20 protein-coding genes are annotated in these 24003 nt (G+C 40.9%); 7 read left to right on the top strand and 13 right to left on the bottom strand.

Going from position 1 to position 24003, the window contains the following annotated elements:
- Positions 1 to 40 precede the first annotated feature (40 nt).
- The gene (ggt, locus tag NQT65_RS02370) at positions 41 to 1819 is read right to left on the bottom strand and encodes a gamma-glutamyltransferase (RefSeq protein WP_256850404.1); all 1779 of its coding nucleotides are present in this window, start codon (positions 1817 to 1819) and stop codon (positions 41 to 43) included.
- A 97-nt stretch (positions 1820 to 1916) separates the two neighbouring features.
- Between ggt and rrtA the strand changes: the two genes are divergently transcribed.
- On the top strand, positions 1917 to 2495 hold the full coding sequence (rrtA, locus tag NQT65_RS02365) for a rhombosortase (RefSeq protein WP_256850403.1): 579 nt from the start codon (positions 1917 to 1919) through the stop codon (positions 2493 to 2495).
- Between the two features lie 85 nt (positions 2496 to 2580).
- Here the strand turns inward: rrtA and NQT65_RS02360 are convergent, their stop codons facing one another.
- From NQT65_RS02360 to NQT65_RS02340, 5 genes are all read right to left on the bottom strand, one after another.
- Positions 2581 to 5085 (bottom strand): S9 family peptidase, encoded by a 2505-nt coding sequence (locus tag NQT65_RS02360; RefSeq protein WP_256850402.1) that lies wholly within the window; start codon positions 5083 to 5085, stop codon positions 2581 to 2583.
- A 104-nt stretch (positions 5086 to 5189) separates the two neighbouring features.
- Positions 5190 to 6353, bottom strand: coding sequence for an endonuclease/exonuclease/phosphatase family protein (locus NQT65_RS02355; protein ID WP_256844978.1), 1164 nt, complete (start codon positions 6351 to 6353; stop codon positions 5190 to 5192).
- Positions 6354 to 6468: 115 nt separating this feature from the next.
- Positions 6469 to 7620 (bottom strand): 5-(carboxyamino)imidazole ribonucleotide synthase, encoded by a 1152-nt coding sequence (locus NQT65_RS02350; protein WP_004586607.1) that lies wholly within the window; start codon positions 7618 to 7620, stop codon positions 6469 to 6471.
- Between the two features lie 2 nt (positions 7621 to 7622).
- The gene (gene purE / locus NQT65_RS02345) at positions 7623 to 8105 is read right to left on the bottom strand and encodes a 5-(carboxyamino)imidazole ribonucleotide mutase (RefSeq protein ID WP_024033606.1); all 483 of its coding nucleotides are present in this window, start codon (positions 8103 to 8105) and stop codon (positions 7623 to 7625) included.
- Between the two features lie 150 nt (positions 8106 to 8255).
- Complete coding sequence (locus NQT65_RS02340) at positions 8256 to 9845, bottom strand: ABC-F family ATPase (RefSeq protein WP_083901794.1); 1590 nt, start codon at positions 9843 to 9845, stop codon at positions 8256 to 8258.
- Between the two features lie 637 nt (positions 9846 to 10482).
- Between NQT65_RS02340 and NQT65_RS02335 the strand changes: the two genes are divergently transcribed.
- A complete protein-coding gene (locus NQT65_RS02335; RefSeq protein ID WP_256850401.1) occupies positions 10483 to 11694 on the top strand; it encodes a porin in 1212 nt (403 codons plus the stop codon).
- A 202-nt stretch (positions 11695 to 11896) separates the two neighbouring features.
- Complete coding sequence (locus tag NQT65_RS02330; protein ID WP_138685696.1) at positions 11897 to 13033, top strand: MFS transporter; 1137 nt, start codon at positions 11897 to 11899, stop codon at positions 13031 to 13033.
- A 294-nt stretch (positions 13034 to 13327) separates the two neighbouring features.
- On the opposite strand, the gene NQT65_RS02325 is transcribed toward NQT65_RS02330, so the two are convergent.
- Both NQT65_RS02325 and NQT65_RS02320 read right to left on the bottom strand, forming a co-directional pair.
- Entirely contained in the window at positions 13328 to 13942 is a 615-nt protein-coding gene (locus NQT65_RS02325) for a MarC family protein (RefSeq protein WP_126007082.1), read from the bottom strand.
- A gap of 172 nt (positions 13943 to 14114) precedes the next feature.
- Positions 14115 to 14597 (bottom strand): GNAT family N-acetyltransferase, encoded by a 483-nt coding sequence (locus NQT65_RS02320; protein ID WP_256850400.1) that lies wholly within the window; start codon positions 14595 to 14597, stop codon positions 14115 to 14117.
- A 99-nt stretch (positions 14598 to 14696) separates the two neighbouring features.
- On the opposite strand from NQT65_RS02320, the gene NQT65_RS02315 reads away from it, so the two are divergent.
- Positions 14697 to 14900 (top strand): hypothetical protein, encoded by a 204-nt coding sequence (locus NQT65_RS02315; RefSeq protein WP_004586614.1) that lies wholly within the window; start codon positions 14697 to 14699, stop codon positions 14898 to 14900.
- A 61-nt stretch (positions 14901 to 14961) separates the two neighbouring features.
- On the opposite strand, the gene NQT65_RS02310 is transcribed toward NQT65_RS02315, so the two are convergent.
- Positions 14962 to 15156: a CPXCG motif-containing cysteine-rich protein gene (locus NQT65_RS02310; protein WP_004586615.1), complete on the bottom strand. Its 195-nt coding sequence runs from the start codon at positions 15154 to 15156 to the stop codon at positions 14962 to 14964.
- A gap of 236 nt (positions 15157 to 15392) precedes the next feature.
- Between NQT65_RS02310 and msrA the strand changes: the two genes are divergently transcribed.
- The 3 genes from msrA to NQT65_RS02295 all read left to right on the top strand — a co-directional run bounded on the left by msrA (position 15393) and on the right by NQT65_RS02295 (position 18052).
- The gene (gene msrA, locus NQT65_RS02305; RefSeq protein ID WP_256850399.1) at positions 15393 to 15992 is read left to right on the top strand and encodes a peptide-methionine (S)-S-oxide reductase MsrA; all 600 of its coding nucleotides are present in this window, start codon (positions 15393 to 15395) and stop codon (positions 15990 to 15992) included.
- 258 nt (positions 15993 to 16250) lie between these two features.
- Positions 16251 to 17165 carry a 2OG-Fe(II) oxygenase family protein gene (locus tag NQT65_RS02300; RefSeq protein WP_256850398.1) on the top strand — a complete coding sequence of 305 codons (915 nt, stop codon included), beginning with the start codon at positions 16251 to 16253 and terminating at the stop codon, positions 17163 to 17165.
- Positions 17166 to 17302: 137 nt separating this feature from the next.
- Positions 17303 to 18052: a substrate-binding periplasmic protein gene (locus NQT65_RS02295; RefSeq protein WP_256850397.1), complete on the top strand. Its 750-nt coding sequence runs from the start codon at positions 17303 to 17305 to the stop codon at positions 18050 to 18052.
- 53 nt (positions 18053 to 18105) lie between these two features.
- Here NQT65_RS02295 and NQT65_RS02290 read toward each other — a convergent pair whose 3' ends face one another.
- The 4 genes from NQT65_RS02290 to NQT65_RS02275 all read right to left on the bottom strand — a co-directional run bounded on the left by NQT65_RS02290 (position 18106) and on the right by NQT65_RS02275 (position 23776).
- Positions 18106 to 20163 (bottom strand): TonB-dependent siderophore receptor, encoded by a 2058-nt coding sequence (locus tag NQT65_RS02290; protein ID WP_256850396.1) that lies wholly within the window; start codon positions 20161 to 20163, stop codon positions 18106 to 18108.
- A 90-nt stretch (positions 20164 to 20253) separates the two neighbouring features.
- Positions 20254 to 21516 carry a DUF3526 domain-containing protein gene (locus NQT65_RS02285; protein WP_256850395.1) on the bottom strand — a complete coding sequence of 421 codons (1263 nt, stop codon included), beginning with the start codon at positions 21514 to 21516 and terminating at the stop codon, positions 20254 to 20256.
- Positions 21513 to 22961 (bottom strand): ABC transporter permease, encoded by a 1449-nt coding sequence (locus NQT65_RS02280; RefSeq protein ID WP_256850394.1) that lies wholly within the window; start codon positions 22959 to 22961, stop codon positions 21513 to 21515. Before NQT65_RS02280 ends, NQT65_RS02285 begins: the two co-directional genes overlap by 4 nt.
- The gene (locus NQT65_RS02275; RefSeq protein WP_256850393.1) at positions 22961 to 23776 is read right to left on the bottom strand and encodes an ABC transporter ATP-binding protein; all 816 of its coding nucleotides are present in this window, start codon (positions 23774 to 23776) and stop codon (positions 22961 to 22963) included. The genes NQT65_RS02280 and NQT65_RS02275 overlap by 1 nt, the downstream gene beginning before the upstream one ends.
- Positions 23777 to 24003 lie beyond the last annotated feature (227 nt).

Raw genomic sequence — 24003 nt, 5'->3', positions numbered from 1 at the left:
ACATGCAGGCTTCACTGCCTGCATGGCTATTATACATAAATTAAAATTTGATAGTGGCGTTTTTGTCAGTTAAATCCGATAAAGCAACCCCTTCACGGCGCGGATCGGCACCGCCATACAATTTATTGTTTTTAACCTCTACGGCATGTAAGCCAGAGTTTAAATCAAGTACGCGTACCGCATGGCCGCGTTTAGTTAATTGTGGGGCTATGGCTTCAAGCACAGTGCCTTTTTCAAGGCTCGTGTAATCGTTACGATTGGTGGTTCTTGGCAGGTTAATCGCCTCTTGCGCCGATAAGTTCCAATCCAGTACACCAATAACCACTTGCGCTACGTAATCAATGATACGGCTGCCACCTGGCGAGCCAACCACTAAGCGCAAGCTGCCGTCGTTGTTAAACACCATTACTGGCGACATAGAGCTGCGTGGACGTTTGCCCGCCTCAACGCGGTTAGCTACTAATTTGCCGTCAATACGTGGCGAAAGCGCAAAATCGGTTAATTGGTTATTTAAAATAAAGCCATTAACCATCACAGTTGAGCCAAACGCCATTTCAATTGAACTGGTCATTGATACGGCATTACCAAAGCTATCTACAATGGATACATGCGATGTTGATGGCAACTCAAAAGAATCATCTTTTGCGTAGCTTAAGTAGCCTACCGGATTACCTGCTACTGCTTTTGTGTCTTGCTCAGTAATAAGCTTGGCGCGCGATGCGATGTACTTTTTATTTAACAGCTCTTTGGTAGGCACTTGTGTAAAATCAGGGTCGCCCATGTACATATTGCGATCGGCAAATGCTATGCGTGAGGCTTGGCTAAAGTAATGAATTGCCTCTTCGCTATTAGGTTTAAGCGCGCTCATGTCTTTGTGTTCAAGCAAGCCCAAAATTTGTAATACCGCTACACCACCACTACTAGGAGGGGCCATAGAGCACACATTATAAGCACGGTATTTAATACATACTGCGTCGCGTTGCTTGCTTTTGTAATTAGCCAGGTCTGATTCGCTTAATGTACCCGGTGCAATTTTTGAATTTTGCACTGCGTTTACCATTTGCTTAGCGTTATCGCCTTTATAAAATGCATCAATGCCTTGTTTAGCAATGTCTTTGTATAAATTTGCTAAGGGCTGATTTTTTTTAATAGTACCAGCTTTAATTAATTCGCCATTAGGGTAAAAATACTCGTTAATCACCGGCATACTCATTACACCTGGATTTAATTGGCGTGCCAATAAACCGTGTAAACGTGGCGACACCTCAAAGCCCTGCTCGGCAAGTTTAATAGCGGGTTTAAATAACTCGCTCCACGCAAGTTTACCGTATTGTTGATGCGCACTTGCAAAGGCATGCAAAATACCTGGCACACCCACAGAGCGACCGCCAACAACTGCTTCAATCCACTTAACGGCTTTACCGTGTTTATCTAAAAACAGATTTTCGTCAGCATTTTGTGGCGCGGTTTCACGGCCATCAAAGCTTGTAAGTGTGTTATCGGCTTTGTTGTAGTACAACATAAATGTACCACCACCAATGCCCGATGATTGTGGTTCAACTAAGGTAAGCACTAATTGCGTTGCAATTGCCGCATCTACCGCGCTCCCGCCTTTAACTAAAATCTGTTGTCCAGCTTGTGAGGCATACGGGTTGGCCGCGGCCACCATGTATTGATCACCGGTTACTAATTGTTTTTGTACAATTGAGGTGGTGGCTTCTGGCTCACGAATTTCTAATTTTGCAGGTTCTTTTGCTATTGTTGGCAGCGTTACTGCAAACAAACCAATAGTAAATAATGACTTAAGTTTAAAATGCATAAAAATACTAAAAACACTTAATTACGTAGTTGTATTTGGCATCTTAAAGTTAAACGGGCACAATATGCAAAAATTTTGACTAAAAAAACATAATAAAATGCTTAATTTACCGCTACAACCTCGTTATTTACTTCCGCCATTATTTTTGATGCTTTTTAGCATTGTTTTTGCTGCATTTGATTTAAATAATTTACTTGAATTTAACCGAGCGCTCATTGAAAACGGCGAAGTTTGGCGAGTGTTTACCAGTCAATTTGTACATGCTAACTGGGCGCATTTAGGATTAAATGCATTAGGCATATTTTTAATTTGGTTGCTGCATGGCGAATACACGTCGCCTGCGCGTTATGCCTTTAATGTGTGTTTTTTAGCACTGTGGTGTGGACTCGGCGTATTATGGTTTTGCCCTGCTATATCTATATACACGGGGTTAAGCGCCCTATTGCATGGTGTCATTATTTGGGGAGCGGTGAAAGACATTACCCTGTCGCTTAAATCGGGTTATTTATTATTTATAGGTGTGTGGATAAAAATAATAATGGAGCAAGTAAACGGCCCCGATGCCAGTATTGGCCAATTAATTGATTCAACCGTTGCCATTGATGCGCACTTAATTGGCGCTATTGGCGGCACATTGCTTGGCATACCTTTAGCAATTAAATACTTAAAAAAATAGCGATTAAGCTTTTCAATATTAATAAAAACGCCGCGTTAGTTAACGCGGCGTTTTTGTTTTTATACTCTAATTTAAAAATTTAAGATTAAAGTGTTTCTTTAAATAATTTATGAATACGGCGGTATTCATCTAACCAGCTTGACGGCTGTACAAAGCCATGCGGCTCTACCGGGAAGATGGCCGTTTCAAAGTTTTGCTTTTCAAGTTCAATTAATCGCTGTACTAAACGTACTGAGTCTTGAAAAAACACGTTATCGTCAACCATAGGTGCGTTAATTAATAAGCGCTTGTTTAAGCCCTCAGCGTAATAAATTGGTGAGCTGCGCTCATACGCTATGGGATCTACATCTGGGTGATTTAAAATATTAGCCGTGTAAGCGGTGTTGTAATGCGCCCAATCGGTTACTGGACGAAGTGCTGCCCCAGATTGAAATAGCTCAGGGGCAGTAAATAGCGCCATAAAGGTCATAAACCCGCCGTATGAGCCACCGTATGTGCCTACTGCGTTGGTGTCAACATTTGCGTTTTGCGCCATCCATTTAACGCCATCTGCTAAATCTTGCGTTTCAGGTGTACCCATTTGGCGATAAATCGCAGTACGCCAATCGCGACCATAACCTTTAGAAGCGCGGTAATCCATATCCATCACTATGTAACCTTCATCGGCAAGTAATGAATGAAACATAAACTCACGAAAATACACAGACCAACCCATGTGTGAGTTTTGTAAGTACCCTGCTCCGTGGTTAAAAATAACCGCTTTACGGGTTTTGCCTGTTTCACCTTCTACATAGTCACTTGGGTAATACACCTTGGCATAAATAGGTTGCTCTGTGTGGCTAGATGGCACGGCAACAATTTTAGGTGCGGTGAGCTTTTTAGCTAAAAATTCATCCGACACCGTATGGGTGAGCTGTGTAGCCGTGGTGTTAGCTTTAGCATCGGCAACAAAAAGCTCTGTTGGCATTGTTATTTTAGAGTGCTTAAGCAGTAATTTACTTTCGTCTGGGCTTAACGTGTAGTCGGTCATACCGTTAAGGTCTGTCACTTGCTCGTTTTTACCTGTTTGTGGGTTAACACGGTAAATTTCGTAAAGGCCTGGGTGCTCTACGTTTGCCTTGTAATAAATAGCGCTATTATCATGAGTTAACGTAATGTCCGATACTTCAAACTGGCCACTAGTTAAAGCGGTTGCTTTGCCGTTAAGCGGTTTTTTGTAAAGCTGACTATAGCCCGACTCTTCTGATAAGTAATACAGGGTGTTTGAATTATGTAACCAGCCAAAATTGTTAAACGCGTAGGCTATCCAAGCATCATCATGCAGGCGGTGCTGCGATACAAGCTCGTTTTTATCAAAGTCGATTGTGGCTATCCAGCGGTCTTTGTTATCCCACGCCTCTAGCATAATGGCAACTTGCGTGCCGTCATCATTCCACACTATGGGGGCTTGGTTTAAACCCCAATTAGTAATTAAGTTAATACCGCGTGGCGCTTTTTTAGATTTATACGTTTTACCATCACGCGCGTAGTTTTCTTTTTTAACCTCGGCTAAAACATCTTCATCAAAGCCCGGTAGCGTATCAAAGCTCAGTGGCGTTTGTGTTTTATCTGCAAGGTTAATGTGTATCACCGATGATGTTTGCTCTTTTGCATCAGCCACACGACGGCGCACTTTTTTAGGCTCAATAGTGGCATCATCGGTGATGTAGTTAGGCATAATATCGCCTTTATCACGCCACGATTGCTGCTTTTGCAGCACAACAATTAAAGCATCACCGTTTGGCGATAGTTGCGCTTCTTTAATTACATTGCCATCACCTAAATAAAAAGCGGTGTTAGCAATGGAGCTATTTTGCGCGTTTATTTGCTCATTGCGTGTTTGTGTATCCTGTTTGTTTTTATGTTGCAGCGCCACAAACTCAATCAGTTTATGCTGCTCTTTTGCTATGTAACTAGTTGGCTCTTGTAAGCCTTTTGGCTCATCGGCCAATTTTAAGTTAGCAAGCTCTGTACTTAGCCCTGTTTTTAAATCAACTTTAAAAAACACATTACCTTGGCGGTAAACTAAATCGCCATTGTTTAAAAACTGTGGTTTAGACTCATTAGCTGAGGTAGCAGTTATTTGTTTAAGTTCACCCGTTGTTAGGTTTTTAACAAATACATTGCCTTTAAACGTATAAGCTTGAAGTGTTCTATCTGATGAATAAACCGCTTTAGAAGCACCTACAGTATGCAGTTTATCAAGTGAAACTTGCATCGCTTTTTTGCTGTTAATTGGCTGGCTATAAATATCGTTTAGGTTACTGCCTTGCTGCTTTTGAGCATAAATAATGGTGGTTGAATCACTTGCCCAGTACGCATTTTTAGGCTGGTTGCCTATCCAATCAGGATTTGCCATGGCTTGTTCTAGCGTAATATTTTGCGAGCCAGCATCAGCAGGTGTGTTTACAACCGCAGCAACGGGAGTTGCTGGTAAAGCGCTTTGCTGTGATGAAGAGGTATTAGCGGTAGCACTACAACCTGCAAGCATAATGCTAGAGGTTACAGCAAGCGCTACTAATGTTTTTGATGACGATAGGTTAAAAATCATAGTGCTTCTATACGGTTATTATAATTGAGCCGTATTTAAGCAGAAGCACTTGAGTTATTGCAATTTTTTAAGATAAATAACACATTTTCACGGTAAAGATGAGTTTACTCTATTAGCAAATCGAGCCACACCAATCGGTGATCGCTCGATGCGTTTCTATCTTTTATTAATCTATATTGCTCGCTGTTTTTAGTGGGCCAAAACACCCCGCCGTCTTGTATTTTAAACCCATAGGTAGACGGTAATACATAATCTACACGCGCTTGCCAGTTAGCGGTAAAGTGCTTTGCATATGGCTGCGGGTATTGCTCTTTAGCACCGGCGCTTTGCGGTATAAATTGCGAATTTATAAGTGGGTTACTTAAAATTTGATTAGTGGTTTCAACCCGTGCTTTATCCCCTTCAGGCGCAGCGTTTAAGTCACCTAAAATAACAAACCGCGAGTTTGCTTTTAATCCGCCTTTTTGGCCATTATCGTCGTAAATATAGGCTTTATTAGCAACATAATCGGCAATTAACCTAACTTCATCATGATTACGTTTGCCGTTTCTGTCTTCGTCGCCATCAAACACCGGCGGTGTTGGGTGCGAGGCAAGCACATGCACCGTTTTATTGTTTACTATTACGGGTACATCCCAAAACGATTTAGAGCTAAGCCTAAGCGCTTGCCATTCTTGCGTGTTATACCAATTCTCTTTTGTTTTAGGGTCAATTGGCATTTGCGCATTAGGCATATCTTTATACTTAAACGTTTGAAGCGTGCGCAGTTTCTCAAGGTTAATGGGGTATTTAGATAAAATAGCCATCGCGTAATGGCCTTCAAAAAAACCAAAACCTTGTGCATCGCCCATTACAGCGGTTTTTTTACCGTTGTTATCAAGGTCAAACTCAGTAGCAAGACCTGTATTTACAGGGGCAATAAAGCTGTATGGGTAATCAATGGGGGCTTGTTTATTTTGGCTTACATTTAAAAACTGGCGTTTAAAATAATCTATACCTTGCGCTTTTGGTACGTAGTCAAACTCGTTTAATAAAATAATGTCAGGGCGAACACGCTGAATTATTTCAGCTATATTTTTTATTTGCTGGTGGTTTGATTTCAGTGCATTAACTAGCGCATCGGGGTTAACTTGCTCGCCTTTTGGCGTGTGATTAGTTGCATCCATACTCACATTAAAAGTGGCAATACGAAGGCTTTGGCTGGCTGTAGCATTTAAACTAAATGAAGCGGCAATGGCTAATGCGCCATAAAGTATGTTTAGTTTCATTTTTTTACTTCAAAAAATTAAAAAATAGACTTTACCAGTATTACACAATTAATACCTATTTTTATGACAAAAAAATACCGGCTTAAGCCGGTATTTAATTAGTTAATTGCAGCCTTTACTCACTTAGCATAAGTGCAGTAGCAGCTTTTAAAATGCCGGGGTACGCTTGCTCAGGTAGGTAATCGGTAAGTTGCCCAAGCTTATCGGCAAGGTTATTAATGTTATCTGCAGATACATTAATATGCCCCATTTTACGCCCAGGTTTTGCCGTTTTTCCGTACCAGTGGCTGGTTACATCACTGACTGTTAAAACCTCGGTAGGAATACATCCTTGGCCCAGCACGTTAATCATAGCGGTAATATGCTTAAGCTCTGTATTACCTAGCGGTAAACCCGCTACAGCTCGCATGTGGTTTTCGAACTGCGAACAATGGCAGCCTTGCTGTGTCCAGTGCCCTGAGTTATGAACTCGCGGCGCAATTTCGTTAACCAGTAAAGTACCGTTTACATCAAAAAACTCAATGGCAAGTACGCCAACATAATTAAGCTCGTTGGCAATTTTTGTAAATGCACTATGGGCCTGCTGTTCAACCAGCGTGTTATTTTTACCTGCAATCGACAAAGTAAGCACGCCGTTGGTGTGCTCGTTTTCAGTAATTGGGTAAATAGCCACATTACCTTGCTTATCGCGTGCACCAATAATAGAGACTTCACGGTCAAACGGGATCATTTTTTCAGCAATAATGCTGTGTGGCGCATCCTGTGTGCCAGAGGCAATAAAATCAGCCATTTCCGACCAAATTTGCTCTATTTGGTCATCTGATTTTAAACGCCACTGCCCTTTACCATCGTACCCTGCTTGGCACGTTTTAATAACCAGCGGTTTGCCTAGGGTTTTAACCGCTAATTCTAAATGCGCTTTTTCTGTGATCAGTTGATACGGTGCACATGCTACGTTTGTTTTATCTAGTAGCGCTTTTTCTAATGCGCGGTCGCCACCGGTTTTAATGGCAGCTTTACCTGGGTAAAATTTATTACTGTTGCAGCACAGTGTAAGTACATCATCGGGGATATGCTCAAACTCTGCGGTAATTGCATCAGCGTCACTAATTGCCTGCTCAAGTGTGGTTGTGTAAATTTCACCGGTTAGCGGATGCATAATTTTTTGGCTGCCTACATCGTACGCAACCACATTTAAATTAAGGGGGGCGCCTGCTAGGCTCATCATTCGCGCAAGTTGGCCGGCACCTAAAATTAAAATTTTCATTTTTACTCTGCAGGATTAGGGTTAGCTAAAATAGTCTCGGTTTGTTCTTTACGAAATGCTTCAATTTTTGCAAAAATTTCTGGGTTTTGGCACCCTAAAATTTGTGCAGCAAGTAAACCTGCGTTAGCAGCGCCTGGCTCACCAATAGCAAGTGTACCCACGGCTACGCCTTTTGGCATTTGGCAAATAGATAACAATGAATCTACACCGTTTAAGGCTTTAGATTTAACTGGAACACCAAGCACAGGAAGCGATGTAAATGCCGCTGCCATACCCGGTAAATGTGCAGCACCACCGGCACCAGCAATAATCACTTTTATGCCACGATCTGCGGCTGAATTTGCATAATCTGCAAGAAGTTGAGGAGTGCGGTGCGCAGAGACCACTTTTGTTTCGTACTCAATACCAAATTTTTCGAGCATGAGCGCTGCGTGTTCCATGGTTGGCCAATCTGATTTAGAACCCATAATAATGCCAACAGTCATAAATACTCCTCAGTAATGTATTTTAAAAATAGCGGACTTATGTCCGGTTTTAGGCGGGTATTATACCCAAACCAAGTTTAATTGCGACTCACAAAAACAAAAAAAGCCACGTTTAAACATGGCTTTTAAAGGGTTGCAGTTACAAAGTGCTTATACTTCTTTGCTTGCTAGGTATTCGCTGTAGTTGCCTCTAAAGTCAATCACCTGGCCGTCTTTTATCTCCCAAATACGGGTGGCAACCGATGATACAAACTGGCGATCGTGCGATACAAACAATAATGTGCCTTCGTACGCTTCTAATGCAAGGTTTAACGCCTCGATAGACTCCATATCCATGTGGTTTGTTGGCTCATCCATTAACAGTATATTTGGTTTATGCATCATAATTTTACCAAATAACATACGGCCTTGTTCACCACCTGAAATAACCTTTACAGACTTTTTAATATCGTTTTGCGAAAACAACATGCGTCCTAAAAAGCCACGAACCACTTGCTCGTCGTCGCCTTCTTGTTGCCATTGCTCCATCCACTCAAACAAGTTCATGTCTTTTTCAAACTCGTCAGCATGATCTTGCGCGTAGTAACCAATATTGGCATTTTCAGACCACTTAAACTCGCCCGACTTAGGTGCTAAACGCCCAGCAAGAGTATTAAGTAATGTTGTTTTACCTACACCGTTTTCACCGATAATAGCAATGCGCTCGCCTACTTCTACTAAGCCTTCTAAATTTGAAAACAACGTATTGTCTTCAAAACCTTGGCTTAGGTTGGTCATTTCTAATGCATTACGAAATAGCTGTTTTTCTTGCTCAAAGCGAATAAACGGCGATTGGCGAGAAGAGGCTTTTACTTCTTCTAGCTGAATTTTATCAATACGTTTAGCGCGTGACGTTGCTTGTTTAGCCTTTGATGCGTTTGCAGAAAAGCGCGATACAAACTGTTGTAGTTCAGCAATTTGACTTTTCTTTTTCGCGTTTTCACTTAATAGGCGCTCACGTGCTTGTGTTGCTGCAAACATGTACTCATCGTAGTTACCTGGGTAAATACGAAGTTCGCCGTAATCAATATCGGCCATGTGCGTACATACTGAGTTTAAAAAGTGGCGGTCATGCGAGATGATGATCATGGTGCAGTCGCGTTGATTAAGCACATCTTCCAACCATTTAATGGTGTAAATGTCCAAGTTATTGGTTGGCTCATCAAGTAGCATAATATCAGGGTCAGAAAACAGCACTTGGGCAAGTAACACACGTAGTTTAAAACCGGGTGCTATTTCAGACATAGGGCCGTAATGCTGCTCTGTCGAAATACCTACCCCTAATAAAAGCTCACCCGCTTTAGACTCAGCTGAATAGCCGTCCATTTCGGCAAACTCAGTTTCTAAATCGGCTACTTTCATGCCGTCTTCTTCACTCATCTCTGGTAATGAGTAAATGCGATCGCGCTCTTGTTTAATATCCCATAATTCTTTATGGCCCATGATGACAGTATCAATTACAGAGTATTCTTCGTAAGCAAACTGGTCTTGGTTTAGTTTAGCCACACGTTCATTTGGATCTGTACTTACGTTACCTGCAGAGGGCTCTAGTTCGCCACTTAGGATTTTCATAAATGTAGATTTACCACAGCCGTTTGCACCAATTAAACCGTAACGGTTTCCTTCGCCAAACTTTGCAGATATGTTTTCAAATAACGGTTTAGCACCAAATTGCATGGTGATGTTAGCTGTACTAATAATAGCGCTACCCTCCAAGGGGACATGATGTATTTAAATTGCGCGCAGTTTAAACTAAATATAGCTTTTTTTCTATGAAAGTTTAAGGTTGAAAGCGTATGAACTATGCCCTATTCCACTCATTAAAGGCGTAAATTAATGCCTAACAAATAGTGCCTAAAAACGCGATTAAGCCAGTGAATGCTTATTCAACTAAAAAAATGCGCTTAGCTAAAAATAATAGCGCGATTTATGCGCCATATCAGGGTTTAAATTTTAATTAATAAACCCGTTTAACTTAATAAGTCGATTGTTTATCGCAAAGCATTTTAAAAAACAGATAACTGGGTATATATTTATGATATAAAATGCTTTTTAGAGTTTTTGCACTAGCGTTTTATTTTTATCCAACATGAAAAAAACTCAATTTAAAACCCACTTACTTGCGCTATTTTCAGCACTATTTACGTAGTTTTCAATCAAAAAAAACCTATCCCTTAACAGATAAAAAACACCATTAACCTCCAGTGAATATTCATTCATTTTTGGCGCCAATTTCATTGATTATTTTTCACTTTTGAGCCTATTAGGGCTTTGCTAGTCTTCATGCCTTCTAAATTTAATGTCACTTTTTAAAGTTAATACACACAAGGCATCACAAATGATTAAAAACTTTGTAACCCTACTATTAGGAACAAGCATAGTAGTTGCGCCAGCTGCTTCAGCAGTAGAGCTCTATAAGGATGAAAAGAACACTATTAAAGTAGGTGGTTACCTTGATGTGCGCGTTATTAATACGCAAAACCAAACCGAAGTGGTAAATGGTACATCGCGTATAAACTTTGGCTTTACTCGCCAACTTAAAAAAGACTGGTCGGCACTGGCGCTAGTTGAATGGGGTGTAAACCCTGTTGGTAGTAGCGATATTATTTACAATAACCGCTTTGAATCTATTCAAGATGAGTTTTTATATAACCGTTTAGGTTATGCTGGCCTTTCGCACGAAAAGTACGGGCAAATTACCATCGGTAAACAATGGGGTGCATGGTACGACGTAGTTTATGGCACCAATAACAGCTTTGTATGGGATGGTAATGCAGCGGGTGTTTACACATACAATAAAGACGACGGTGCAGTTAATGGTACTGGCCGTGGTGATAAATTAATTCAATACCGTAATAGCTACAACAACTTTAGCTTTGCAGTTCAAGCGCAACTTAAAAACAGCGAATTTTATACCTGTGATGTTGATGACATTTCTGAAGAAGCGTGTGAAGCCCTATGGAATACTGGCGACAGTGCAGCTCAAGAAGTAGAATTTAACTACACCTTTGGTGGTTCTGTAACTTATAACGCAACCGACATGCTAACGTTAACAGCAGGCGTAAACCGTGGTGAATTTGATGTAACGTATGGCGATGGCACAACACAAACTGTTGAAGACTTAATTTTTGGTGCGGGTGTAATGTGGGGCAGCATTGAAAAACCAGGTTTATACGTTGCCGCTAACATAAATAAAAGTGAAAACCACGATACCGATAACCTAGGGCGCTTAATTAAAGACTCTATTGGTGTAGAAACATTTATGTCGTACCGTTTTGATAACGATGTGCGCCCTTTTGTGGCTTATAACATTTTAGATGCCGGTGACGATTACGTTATTCAACCTAACTTTAATACCGATCCTAATGATGTATTCAAACGTCAGTTTGCTGTGATTGGTGTTCATTACTTAATTGACGAAAACACCATTGCCTACGCTGAAGCCCGTAAAGATTTTAGCGACTTTGAAAGTGATGACAAAGACCAGCAATCGCAAATGGAAGCGTCAGAAGACGACGGGATTGCATTTGGTTTTAGATACAAGTTTTAATTTCCCACCATAACAACACACAAAGCCCAGCTATATGCTGGGCTTTTTATTTTAAACGTTAAATGATGAAAAAAATTAAATGTTTGAAGGCGTTAACAATCGCTATTATTTGCTATAACACTTTATAAAAGCTGTGTGCGCTGCGTATTAATAATGCCTGTAAACATGCTTACAAATTCACCCGTAACTTAATGGAGAGAAAATGAGTTCACTCAAAACCGCCGGTAATTTTACTCTACTATGTATTGCCAGCTTAACCATTATGGTTGGTACCCTATTAGCGCCGGGTTTAGTTACCATTGCTGATGGCTTAGGCATACAAAGCAACAGCGTATTATTAATTACTTTACCTTCTTTAGGTGCGGTGGTGTTTGCCCCCCTAGCCGGAAGATTAATAGACAAGTACGGCGCATACCCTTTACTTATAATAGGTTTATTTTTATACGGATTAGTGGGTGCATGTGCTTACTTTTTACATGGCCCAACCTTAGTATTTATTAATCGTTTTGCATTAGGTGGTATTACAGCAATAGTGATGGCAAGTTGCACCGTATTAATTTCAACGTGGTACAGCGGCGAAGCCCGACTGAATATGATTGCCAAACAAGGTATGGCGATAGAGCTAGGTGGCGTTATATTTTTATTTTTAGGCGGTGTTTTAGCGTCAATGTATTGGGGATTACCCCTTGCTTTGTATTTAATTGCTTGGGTATTTTTAGCTATGTTGCTCATGTTTGTCCCCCGTAAGCAGCAATTAAACGCCCATAACACAGAGCAAACTCAACAAATAAAAAAGAGCCATTCAAACGCATTAACGCTTAAAGGGGTGTATATAGTATCAACCCTAGCTATGACCATATTTTTTACCTCTACCGTGCTTTTACCTATTACCTTGCACGCACTAAATTTTAACGAGTCTGAAATAGGCCAACTATTGGCTTTTATATCGTTAATTGCGGTATTTACAGCGGGATTTATGCCTAAAGCAACTAAACGCCTTAGTGAGAAAAATGTATTAGCAATCGCATTTTTTGCCTTTGGTTTATCATACCTTTGCTTTATACAATCAAGTACATTGATATTAGTATTAGGCGCGCTATTAATTGGTATTGGCTTTGGTTTTAGCATTCCTCTTTTAAACCACATGACCGTAGAGCTAAGCCCAGAAAATGTTCGCGGACGTAACTTATCGTATTTTACAATGGCGGTGTTCTCCGGTCAGTTTTTTACCTCTTTTATGGAGTACATACCTGGGGGTGAACATAACGTATTTATAATATGCAGTATTTTAAGCGCCGTTGTAGCTATCGCACTTCTTGTTAAACCTAAAGCGCACTAAGTAGCAATCAATAACCGGTAAAATTATTAAATTAAGTAGCCAACTACCCCCTTTTTATTGGCTACTTTTATTCTTATCCACTCTTTAGCTAAGTTAAGCATTTAATAACAACTTAGTATGATGTGTTCTTTTACTATAAAGCCACCAGCAATGGTTGTTGCTTTAGTTAATTGCGTTGTAAAGTCCGTTTTTTAGCCTTAGCAAACAAGTATTAATTAAAGCGATTATAAGTAAAAAAGCATGCACTGTATATAAGTACAGTGCATGCCTTTTTTATAAAAACCTTAAGATTGATCAGGGCCCTAGCGTTACCCACTGCTTAACTTCAAGTGCCGTCATTATCAGCTCTACAGAAAAAGCTGCCAGTATCATCCCCATCACACGCGTTAATATAGACGCTCCGCCAATACCAATTAGCGTTATAATTTTGCCCGACAGCAACAACAAAATTAAGGTTACACCTAACACTGCCAGTGTAATTAACGCTGTGCCTATCTGGGTTGTAATTGGGTGAATGTGATTATCGGTAAGTAATATAACGGCTAAAATAGCCCCTGGTGTGGCAGTAGCAGGTATAGCAAGCGGAAACACTGCAATATCGTGCCCTGGGTCTTGTTTAGCTTTATTTGAATCATTACCAAATATCATTTGTAGGCCAAACAAAAATAAAATTATCCCGCCCCCTAACTGAAACGATACCAGCCGTATACCCATCGCATTTAAAATAAGCTGCCCTATTAAAATAGAGCCAAGTAACACAGCGCCTGCATATAGCACTGTTTTAAAAGCAGTTTTACGACGTTGTTGATCAGTTAAATGAGAAGTGAGCGCAGCAAAAAGCGCCATAGTCCCTATTGGGTCAATAGTGGCCCAAATAACGAGGGCATCTTGAGATAGTTTTTCTAGCATATAAAATCCTTGTTAAGCGAACACGTTTTAAAAACTCGGGTAACAAATTCATTTGCTTACGCTTAACTATAAGCCAAATTGGCTATTTTTTATATTGCATTTGTTCCTCTTATGATGAAATTTACTAACGTGTATAATGTAAATGCAGCACTAATACATTACTAATGCAGTACTAAATGTGTTTATACCAAATAGAATGCTCACCCAAGCTAAAGCCTAATTTAACTAATAAGTTATGCGAACGCGCATTATGGGCACTTACCTGCGCCGCTAAGTAATTAAGCGGTATAGCCTGTTTAAGTGTTTTAACAAAGCCGGTTATTACCTCAAACATAATGCCCTTATCCCAATACATAGGATCAAGCTCAAACCCAATAAACGCCCTACTTTTACAAGGCGATAAATTATAAAGCCCGCAGGTGCCCATAAGTTTGCCATTTATATTATGTTCAATAGCCACTCTTATCACTTCGCCTTCGTAATAGGCGGTAATATCGTCTTGTATTAATTGCTTAATTTGGCATTTACTTAAGGGGGTTTTATAGTCGTTAAATTCGCTCACTTGCGGGTGATTCAAAATAGAAAATAACTGCGGGGCATGCTTATGGGTAATTAAACGCAATGTAACGCGTTCAAGCTGAGTTGTTTTAAACATTTTATACAGGAGTTAAAATAGCGCTTTATGGTTAAGCATTATTAACTTACCATAGCGTATTCACAAGCATTATCTTTATAGCCAATATTGAGAGCAATAATGAGCGACGATTTTAAAGTAATTCAACCTACCACAACCGTATACTGCCCTAAACGTGGTGAGGGCTGGACCCTAACAGGCATTACTAATATAAACGAGTTTACCTCGGTAATGTTTGACGGCACACGTTATACACTCCCCGCACGCGAAATAGTAGAAGAGCTGTTACCAAACCAACTAGCCCGAGAGCAAAATAATAGCTAGCGCCCGTGTATAAACGGAAGTGGCTGCCACTGTGCAGCCAACTATATAGAGTAACGAAGGATTAAAATGTATCGTCTTCACTGTATACATTTACTTTTAACTCGTCTTCATCTTCAAAAACAACAAACGAAATAGGCTTACAACATACTTGGCAGTCTTCTATGTATTGCTCACCAATATCTGCAGCGTCTAATAATACTTCTATGCTTTCGCCGCAATACGGGCAACTTATCGATTTTTCGGTTAACTGGTTCATTTAACACCTGCTACTTTTATCTCAATGCTTTCACTTTAATAAACACACTCTAATAATACAACATTGTGCTACAGAGGTTAGCTAATGTACGTATGGCCTTAATTAAATACCATTACGTATATTACTTTTTCCGCTATTCACGTTAGCCTACTAAAAATAATGAAATAGGTTTTACAGTTAAAGGGTCTAACTATTAAGAATATGTACTTAAACTCATACTAGAGGTAGATTATTATATGAAAAAATCACTTACGCTTGCATTAACATCTGCCACAATTTTGTTTAGCACCTTTTCACATGCAGCTAAAACCGAGAAGGCAGTTTTAGCCGGTGGATGTTTTTGGTGTATGGAAAGCGACTTTGAAAAGCTAAAAGGCGTAAAAGATGTTATATCGGGTTTTACCGGCGGTAAAATTAAAAACCCGACCTACAATGGTAACCATCAAGGCCATTATGAAGCAGTACAAATTACTTACGACCCTGATGTAGTAAGCTACAAAGGCATACTTGATCATTTTTGGGTAAATATTGATCCCTTTGATGCCAAAGGCCAATTTTGCGATAAAGGCCCAAGTTATTTAAGCGCCATATTTGTAGCTAACGAGCAAGAGCGCAAAATAGCAGAGCAAACCAAACAAGCCGTAATAGCAGAGTTCCCAAATCAAACAGTGTTCACGCCAATACTTAATGCCAGCACTTTTTACCCAATTAAAGGTAAGGAAAGCTACCATCAGGATTATTATAAAAATAACCCCATACGCTACAATACCTACCGCTGGCGCTGCGGACGCGATAACCGCCTAGAAGAAATTTGGGGCGATAGAGTCACACATTAAAAATCTATAGTTAGAACAATTGATGGGTTTACACAAACCCATCTCCATTACAGCTAACAGCTAACAGCTAACAGCTAACAGCTAACAGCTAACAGCTAACAGCTAACAGCTAACAGCTAATTCTATTCATCCCGCCCCTAATTATAAACATTATTTTGATACTGTTTCCTAAAACAGCTTATTTATCTAACTTTATAAATATAATAAATTGCACTCCTAGATTGATAAAACCTAATTCAACAACTGGAGTTACACATTATGTCTGCCACCCAATTACAACTTGCTCGTGCTCTAGCGTTACCTTCAAGAGAGGCCATGTTAAATCGTGAGCACTCTGTACAGCATTTTTGGTACAACAACGACCAACTACTTACACAAGCCTGGAAAGAGTGGGAAGAAACCGAAGTAGATACAACCACCTTTACCCTTGACGATTCATTACTAGATAAAAACTTACGTGAAGCCGTTAATGCTGCATGGCAAGATCCATCAAAAGAGCATTTAGTAAAATCACTACTGGAAGAAGTAGCGACTGATGTGTATCAATTTCAATTTTTTGATCCTGAACGCCTAGCAGTTTTACGTGGTTACCTAGAAAAAGTATGGAATGCTAACATTCCTATGCGTCCACCGTACGGTATTGTATTAAACCGCCGCGGCGCCATGCTCGACAAACGATCAGAGGGCTATTTAGCTGCTCCTAGTTTTCAGGCATTTTATAACCAAGTATTAAATACATACATGCGCCCTATTTCACGTTTATTGTTTCCTGAGATCATAGGTTACGATACGCAAACATTTGGGTTTTCTATTTATTACGACCCAAGTACAGATGCGTCTATTCGTCCGCATACCGATGCATCATCAGTAACATTAAATATTAATTTAAACTTACTTGGGGAAGAATTTAGCGGATCAGAACTTGATTTTTACGACCAAGTAAACGCAAAAGTTGTTCAACTTAGCTTTAAACCAGGCACCGCCATGATCCACAAAGGCAATGTACCACACGCGGCAAAACCTATAACCAGTGGCGACAGAACAAACCTGGTGTTATGGCTTTTTGGCGATAATGGCCGTATACCAGCACCGGGTTCAAAACGTACAGATATTGACGCAAAAGAGCGTTGGACTACGCCAAAAACAACGCCAGACGGCTACGCACCTTTTTAAACGGTGCCAAGTTTAACCTTTAGTGCCTAATACTTGCCCATGAAAGGTATTTAATCATACTTTAATGGGCTATTTACTTGTTACATAACCACTTAGTTACTATCTTTTTAGTATGCCAAGTTAATTTAAACAGCCTAATGAAGTTAAACTTTTTTATAATAACTACACTGCTTGTATCCTCTTTTGCCTGTGCATCGCCTACTAAACAAAAATTAGTTGTAGGTTTAGGCGAAACCCTACCGCCTTTTGTAATGTCACATACCAACAGTGGGCTAACCATCGATATTATTAAAGCCGCATTAACCCCTTTAGGCTATGAAATAGAGCCACGCTATTACCCCTATACGCGCCGCGCTAAAGGGTATGCAAAAGGCAGAATAGATATTTTAGCCGACATAAACTTAAACACCGCTAACGGAAACCAACTCAAAGGGTATATTTCTGATGAGGCCTATGTATACGAAAACGTAGCGATAACCCTAAAAAGCAAACAGTTTAACTTTACTAAAATTGCAGATTTAACACATTTCAGCTTAATTTCGTGGCCCAGCGCCGCCATACACTTAGGCGAAGAATATGCAAAAATGGCAAAAGCCAATACGCAATATTACGAAGTTCACGACCAATCTCTTCAAGTTAAAATGCTTTTTTCAAACAAGGTAGATGTAATTCAAATGGATAAACAAAGTTTTGATTACTATCGCTCAACCCTTAAAGGTATTGATACAACGCAATCTGTAGATCGCTTTGCCCTGTTTGGCAAAAGCCCAAATGGCTATTTATTTAAATCAAAAAGACTACGTGATGACTTTAATATTCAGCTACAAAAACTTAAAAATTCAGGTCAGTACCACAAAATTTTTGAAAAATACAAACACGCCAAATAAAAAAGGTCGCTTTAACTAAGCGACCTTTTTACGTTTACAGCGCAAAATACCAATTAAAACTTATAAGAGGCAGAAAATTTAACGTTACGCGGTGTACCAGGTTGTACCCATGCATCGGCAAACGAGTTTGTGTAATACGTTTCATCAAACAGGTTATTTACCTCAGCCGTAACACCAATCGCGTCTGTTACATCGTAATTTACAAATACACGCGCGGTTGTATAACTGGGTAGTTTAAAGTCGGTACCAAAATAGCCATTGCGTTCGTCTACAAATAATAGCCCGCCACCAAATTTAATTGCATTGCCATATAACTCGCCCGATTTAACAAGCTGCAAGCTAAGTTGATGCTCTGGTACATTTAAAAGTGACTCGCCGGCATCTACATACGCATACGACGCCCAAATTTCTAAACTATCGCTAAGCTCACCTGTTAGGTCTATTTCTATTCCCTTACTTTGCGCTTCACCAATGGCGGCATAAGTAAACGCTGTTGGGTCGTCTACTACTAGCATGTTGTCTTGATCTACTTTAAATACAGCAACGGTACCAAATAACGCGCCATCGTTAAGGGTAAATTTTACACCTAGCTCAGTAGAGGTAGATTGGTTTGGCTCAAAACCATCGCCATTGGTATCTGTGCCTGACAGCGGACGAAAGTTTTCACCATAGGCTGCATAAACAGATACATAATCACTGGCTTCATACACCACACCAAACTGCGGGCTCACGCGCGACTGCGTTTGTTTAGTATTAGTGCCTGCTAAACGGTTATTTAAGCGCTGCTCGTAATCATCAAAACGGGCACCAATACGAATATCTAACTTATCGGTTACGCTTATTTGGTCTTGAATAAATACCCCTACCGACTCTTGAATCTCTACGCGGTCGGTATTAGATATAGGCGTTGGTAATTCATACGCGCCGTATACAGGGTTAAATACATTAATGTATTGATCGCCCCGTACACGTAAAATAAATTGATCGTTTTCAAATTTATCAGCGTCAACACCCATAATTAAACGGTGCTCAAAACCGCCAAGCTCAAGGCTGCCGCTTAGCTCTGCACGCAATACATGGTATTGAGCATCAAAATCGCGGTAGCGCCTAAAGCGGTTTACTTCGCCATCAACTACGCCGCCAAAACCGGTTTCGGTTGCAAAGCCTTCCATAGAGGTATCACGGTAGTTTGCACCAAATAAAATGCTCCAGTTATCATCAAAGTCATGAATGTACTCTAACTGATGCCCTAATACATCGGCTTCAATTGGGCCATCGCCCGGTTCACCTAAAAAACGGCTTTGTGGAATAAGCCCAAGTTCGCCATCTATGGCTAATACGCCTCTATCAAACGGCACTTCTTGATCGCTGTATTCAAGCTCGTAAACAAGTTGGCTGCTGTCGTTAATATTCCACACTATTGACGGGCTAAAGCCGTGTTTAGTGGTTTCTATGGTGTCTCTAAAGCTCTCGGCGTCTTCGTAAAAACCAACCAGTCTAATTGCAACGTCGTCGTTAAGCGCTGTGGTGTAATCAACATCGGCGCGGTAAGTATCAAAACTCCCTATCGAGAACTTAATTTCACCTTGTGTATCAAACGTTGGGCGTTTAGTAACTAGGTTGACTGTACCACCTGGCTCACCACGGCCAAATAAAGCCGCACGCGGGCCTTTTAAAACCTCAACCGACTCAATACCCGACAAATCACGCGAGCCACCAAAACCGCGTCCAGCATTAAAGCCATTTACTAAATAGTTACTCGGTAGATTTTCATCGCCTACAAAGCCACGTAACGAAAAACTATTCCAAAGCCCACCAAAGTTATTTTGCCGTGCAACAGAGGCCGATAAATCAAGCGCTTGGTCAAGGCTTACTGCACCTGCATTTTCAAGCGCTTCTAAATCAATTTTAAGCTCTGATTGTGGAGTTTCTAGTTGGCTAAAGTTACCTTGGTAAGCTTGGCGCGTAGAAACCACAGACAGCCTTTCAATGTTTGTGTTAGCACTGTGTGTTTGCTGGTTTTGCTCAGCAGCCAAAGCCTGGCTGCTAAATAAGCTTACTAGGCACGCACTTAAATAGGTGAGCTTAAGCCCTGTTGTGTTGGTTTTCATTGTGAACCTTGTTAGTAATATAAGTATTTTATAATTATGGTGTTGTTACTAGGTGCGCTAAACAACGGCGTTTAGCGCACCTAATAAGGATTACTTTGCTATAGCCTCAAAGCGTGGCATGTTATTGAGAACTGATTTAGGCGGGTTACCCTTATAAAATAACCAAGGGTAATAAAACTCACGTAATTGCTGATGATAATCACGAATTTGCAGCTCGTATGCATACGCTGCTACTGAGTCGGTTTGGGCGGCTCGTGTTAAACTGCGCTGCAATAACAGCGGTGGCGAAAACCACGACACAACGCCTGCTAAATCATATTTTTTAGCGGCTGCGTCTCGGTATGATTTTGAAAGCGACGCTGCTTTTAAATCGCCCATTTGCTGAAATGCGTAATACCATTTCCACTCAAACTCACTGCTCATAGCAATGTATGGCGCAAGTGCTGGGTACTCTTTAATAAAAGGCTGCATAGTGGCAGATTTAGGTAAATCCCAGGCATCATTTACCGCCTCACGCTGAGTAAGCATAATGTCGCCACCCTTAGGCGAATGCACCGACTTGTTTATAGCAAGGTCGCCTAAAATAGGAATAATAAAAGCAAATAATACCCATAAGCCAATTAGGCCAGAGGCAACGCGCGGGGCACTAGTTGCGTTTTTTCCCCACCACACACTCAGCGCAGTCCAAAATGCAAGGTATGCAATACAAAGTAGTGATACATACGTAATTTCAAACGCGCTTGCCCCAGCTATAAATGCACCTATAAAAAATGGTAGCATTAAACACACTATTACTGCTAAAAACCTTACCGTTATACGTGCGCCCCACAAAGCAAAGTACGATTTAGCCGTAGTAACCAGTAAGTCGTGCCTGCCGCTAGTGCGCTCATTTGCAAATAAGTCATGAAACAGCAAAATAATAACCAGTGGTGCTAAGGCGCTAATTACAAATACAAAATCAATTTTACCGGCTTGTGCCAGCTCGGCATTTTGCGCATCGCTTTCGTAAATTTGCCCCTCTATGGCCAATAAATTAATACGGTGTTTCCACGGGAATATATCGCGCTCCCCTAATGCAGCAAATGCAAGGTTAGATGGCTGAGAATACGTTAAATGAAAACTGTAATAAGCCAACATGCCCGGATCGTCTTGCTTTTGCTGCACTTTAGCGCGATCGCTTTGATCTGCAGCTTTTAAACGCTCTATTGTTTGCTGCTGCGCGCTTACTTCGCTAAGCCCGCTGTATATTGCAAAGCCCGATAAAACAAAGCTACATAACAGCAATACCACAAGGTACTTTTGACGCAGTAAAAAGCCCCACTCTCGTGTAAGTTGTGTAATTAAATAACTCATATCAAACGTTTTCCTACCAATTTAATACCGCCTACAAGTACTACAATCCACAGTATTAACTGTAAAAAAGCAGGTACACTTCTTTGCGCGCGAACATCTGCGCTATCTACATCAAAGGTAAAGTTTTGCAGTATTTGCCAGTTCTCTGATCCTACGCGTGCTTTTTTAGTAGCCTCGGTATTGGCGTTTCGGTTCATATCAACTTGGTAATCAAGCTTTTCAATGTGTACTTTGTTAAGCCCTTGCACAAAATCAAAGCGCAGCTGTTCGGTTTCACGTAAAAAGCGATGATGGGTTTCTATGCTGGTACCCACTACAATCATCGACAGCGAGCGAATAGCCACCATAGGCGATACCCAACCAAAGTAACGCGATACCTGCGTTTGTTTAAGCTCACTTTGCATGCGCTGCTCGGCAAACTGGTTTAATACCTTAGTTTGTTTGGCCTCTGATTCACTGGCCACTAACCCTCTAAAGTTTACTGGTAGCTCATCAATGCTGCTTACGTTGTATTTTTTAAGCAGAGATTGTTTAAATTGCTTAAAGGCGGGATCGTTGGTGTTATGGCCATCACCTAGTTTTCTAAGCTCAGCTTTTACTGCAAAGTCGGTTTCTATTTTACCGGCCGATGGCACAGCCGTAGAGGCACTGGTACTTGCTACGCGCGGCATAACAATGCACAGTAAAATCCACACAAACGCAAGCGCTGTAAAGCTACCACTATTTTTACTAAACACGCTCGATGCTAATAAAACAACTAACACCCACACGCTTAAATACAATGCATAGCCCACAATAAAACTAACAACTGCTAAAAGGCTCTCACCCGCGCTAAGCGTAAATAACGCCGACACCGCTAATGGCGCAATGATTAACCCAACAACACACAAAAGGGCCAGCCCTTTACCCGCAATAAGCGTGCTGCCCTTGGTGCCTTGCGCCAATAAATACGACAACGTTTGCGATTCGCGCTCACGGCTAATAGAGCTGTAACCAATTAAAATAAGCAGTAACGGCGCTAATGTTTGCACTATAAAAGCTGGCGTTAAGCTGCCAAGTTTTGTTAAAGCTGTGCCTTGGCGCTGCTCGGCAAACATTGCACTATTTTGCCTATGCCCTTCTAAAAATATTGAGTTACCTGTGTAGGCATCAATCCCCGGATCTAGGGTGCTAAGTGGTGTTGGCGTTCTAAAAGCGTAATGCCCGTAATGCACCATTCTGTGTGGGTGGCGATCGGGTTGCTCAGCAAAGCTTTGCTCGGCATTACTTTGTAATTCATTACGAGTGTGGCTAAGTTCGTGCATTGTTATGGCAGTAACCACCACAGATGATAGCGTAAGTAATAAACCAATGGCTAAAACAGTCATCGCCAGTTTTGAGCGAAGCCAATAGCGCCACTCATCTTTGGCAACTATCACCATCTTTGAAAAATTATTTTTGCTCATTACGCGCCTCTTTGTGCAAACGCGGCATGGACTTGCTCGGTATCAATTCGGCCGTTTTGAGGCGCGTCAAATTCGCCCACCAGCTCGCCCGCTCTTAATAAACCAATTCGGTTTGCAACTTGGCATGCGCCGTATACATCGTGCGTTACCATTAAAATAGTAGCGCCGGTTAATGCAAGCTCACGCACTAACTGGTTAAACTCATCAATAGCAACAGGGTCAAGGCCCGATGTAGGCTCATCGAGTAAAAATATGGGGGCTTGGCGTAAAATAGCCAGTGCAATCGCGGTTTTTTGCCTCATGCCTTTAGAATACGTTTGCATAGGACGCTCCCATGCAGCTTGTTGTAGCGCTACACGGTTAAACGCAGCATTAATTTGCTCATCGGTTTTTTTAATATCAGCAAGCGATAAAAAATACGCCACGTTTTCGCGGGCAGTTAAATGCGGATATAACGTTGCCGACTCTGGCAAATATGCTGTTTTGCCGCGTACAAAATCAAGTGCGTGTGTTACCTCTTTGCCCGCTACTTTTACAGAGCCTTGAGTGGGTTTATTAAACCCAAGCAAAGTTTTTAGCGTGGTTGATTTACCCGCGCCGTTACCGCCAAGTAACGCGTAAATTTCGCCCGAGCCTACGCTAAAGTTTAGGTTTTTTAAAATGGCGTTGTTTTTAATGCTAAAACTTAACGAGTCCACTTCAATAATGGCTTCGCTTTTAACTGCTTGAGTTGTATTTAGGGCTTCATTACGTGTTTGTTCCACACGTGAAGATTCTTTCGGTGATGTTTGATTAACAGCTGTAGGTGTACTCACATTCAAACTCTATTAAGGGAAATTAGAATGCGGTGAATGTTATACTATATCAAACACGTAATGCAACACTATAACATATTAATAATTAACAAATGATGCAGAGGTTTTAATAGTGTTACCCACGTTGATTTATTCAACGGGTTTTGTCTATTACAAAATCCATAACCATTTAGGCTAAAATCATTCATAACGCAGCGTTTAATATTAAGTACTTAAGTTATTTACGC

The organism is Pseudoalteromonas agarivorans (assembly GCF_024518735.1).
In the GTDB taxonomy this organism is placed as follows: Bacteria; Pseudomonadota; Gammaproteobacteria; order Enterobacterales; family Alteromonadaceae; genus Pseudoalteromonas; species Pseudoalteromonas atlantica.
This window is presented reverse-complemented; position numbering and strand designations above follow the sequence as displayed.

What these genes read in the sequence shown, in the direction of transcription:
- NQT65_RS02310 (WP_004586615.1), bottom strand. Translation starts at nt 15,156, where the DNA reads ATGAACCAGTTAACCGAAAAATCGATAAGTTGCCCGTATTGCGGCGAA.
- NQT65_RS02355 (WP_256844978.1), bottom strand. Translation starts at nt 6,353, where the DNA reads ATGAAACTAAACATACTTTATGGCGCATTAGCCATTGCCGCTTCATTT.
- NQT65_RS02315 (WP_004586614.1), top strand. Translation starts at nt 14,697, where the DNA reads ATGAGCGACGATTTTAAAGTAATTCAACCTACCACAACCGTATACTGC.
- purE (WP_024033606.1), bottom strand. Translation starts at nt 8,105, where the DNA reads ATGACTGTTGGCATTATTATGGGTTCTAAATCAGATTGGCCAACCATG.
- NQT65_RS02350 (WP_004586607.1), bottom strand. Translation starts at nt 7,620, where the DNA reads ATGAAAATTTTAATTTTAGGTGCCGGCCAACTTGCGCGAATGATGAGC.
- rrtA (WP_256850403.1), top strand. Translation starts at nt 1,917, where the DNA reads ATGCTTAATTTACCGCTACAACCTCGTTATTTACTTCCGCCATTATTT.
- NQT65_RS02290 (WP_256850396.1), bottom strand. Translation starts at nt 20,163, where the DNA reads ATGAAAACCAACACAACAGGGCTTAAGCTCACCTATTTAAGTGCGTGC.
- NQT65_RS02300 (WP_256850398.1), top strand. Translation starts at nt 16,251, where the DNA reads ATGTCTGCCACCCAATTACAACTTGCTCGTGCTCTAGCGTTACCTTCA.
- msrA (WP_256850399.1), top strand. Translation starts at nt 15,393, where the DNA reads ATGAAAAAATCACTTACGCTTGCATTAACATCTGCCACAATTTTGTTT.
- NQT65_RS02320 (WP_256850400.1), bottom strand. Translation starts at nt 14,597, where the DNA reads ATGTTTAAAACAACTCAGCTTGAACGCGTTACATTGCGTTTAATTACC.
- NQT65_RS02335 (WP_256850401.1), top strand. Translation starts at nt 10,483, where the DNA reads ATGATTAAAAACTTTGTAACCCTACTATTAGGAACAAGCATAGTAGTT.
- NQT65_RS02330 (WP_138685696.1), top strand. Translation starts at nt 11,897, where the DNA reads ATGAGTTCACTCAAAACCGCCGGTAATTTTACTCTACTATGTATTGCC.
- NQT65_RS02325 (WP_126007082.1), bottom strand. Translation starts at nt 13,942, where the DNA reads ATGCTAGAAAAACTATCTCAAGATGCCCTCGTTATTTGGGCCACTATT.
- NQT65_RS02285 (WP_256850395.1), bottom strand. Translation starts at nt 21,516, where the DNA reads ATGAGTTATTTAATTACACAACTTACACGAGAGTGGGGCTTTTTACTG.
- NQT65_RS02360 (WP_256850402.1), bottom strand. Translation starts at nt 5,085, where the DNA reads ATGATTTTTAACCTATCGTCATCAAAAACATTAGTAGCGCTTGCTGTA.
- NQT65_RS02295 (WP_256850397.1), top strand. Translation starts at nt 17,303, where the DNA reads ATGAAGTTAAACTTTTTTATAATAACTACACTGCTTGTATCCTCTTTT.
- NQT65_RS02280 (WP_256850394.1), bottom strand. Translation starts at nt 22,961, where the DNA reads ATGAGCAAAAATAATTTTTCAAAGATGGTGATAGTTGCCAAAGATGAG.
- ggt (WP_256850404.1), bottom strand. Translation starts at nt 1,819, where the DNA reads ATGCATTTTAAACTTAAGTCATTATTTACTATTGGTTTGTTTGCAGTA.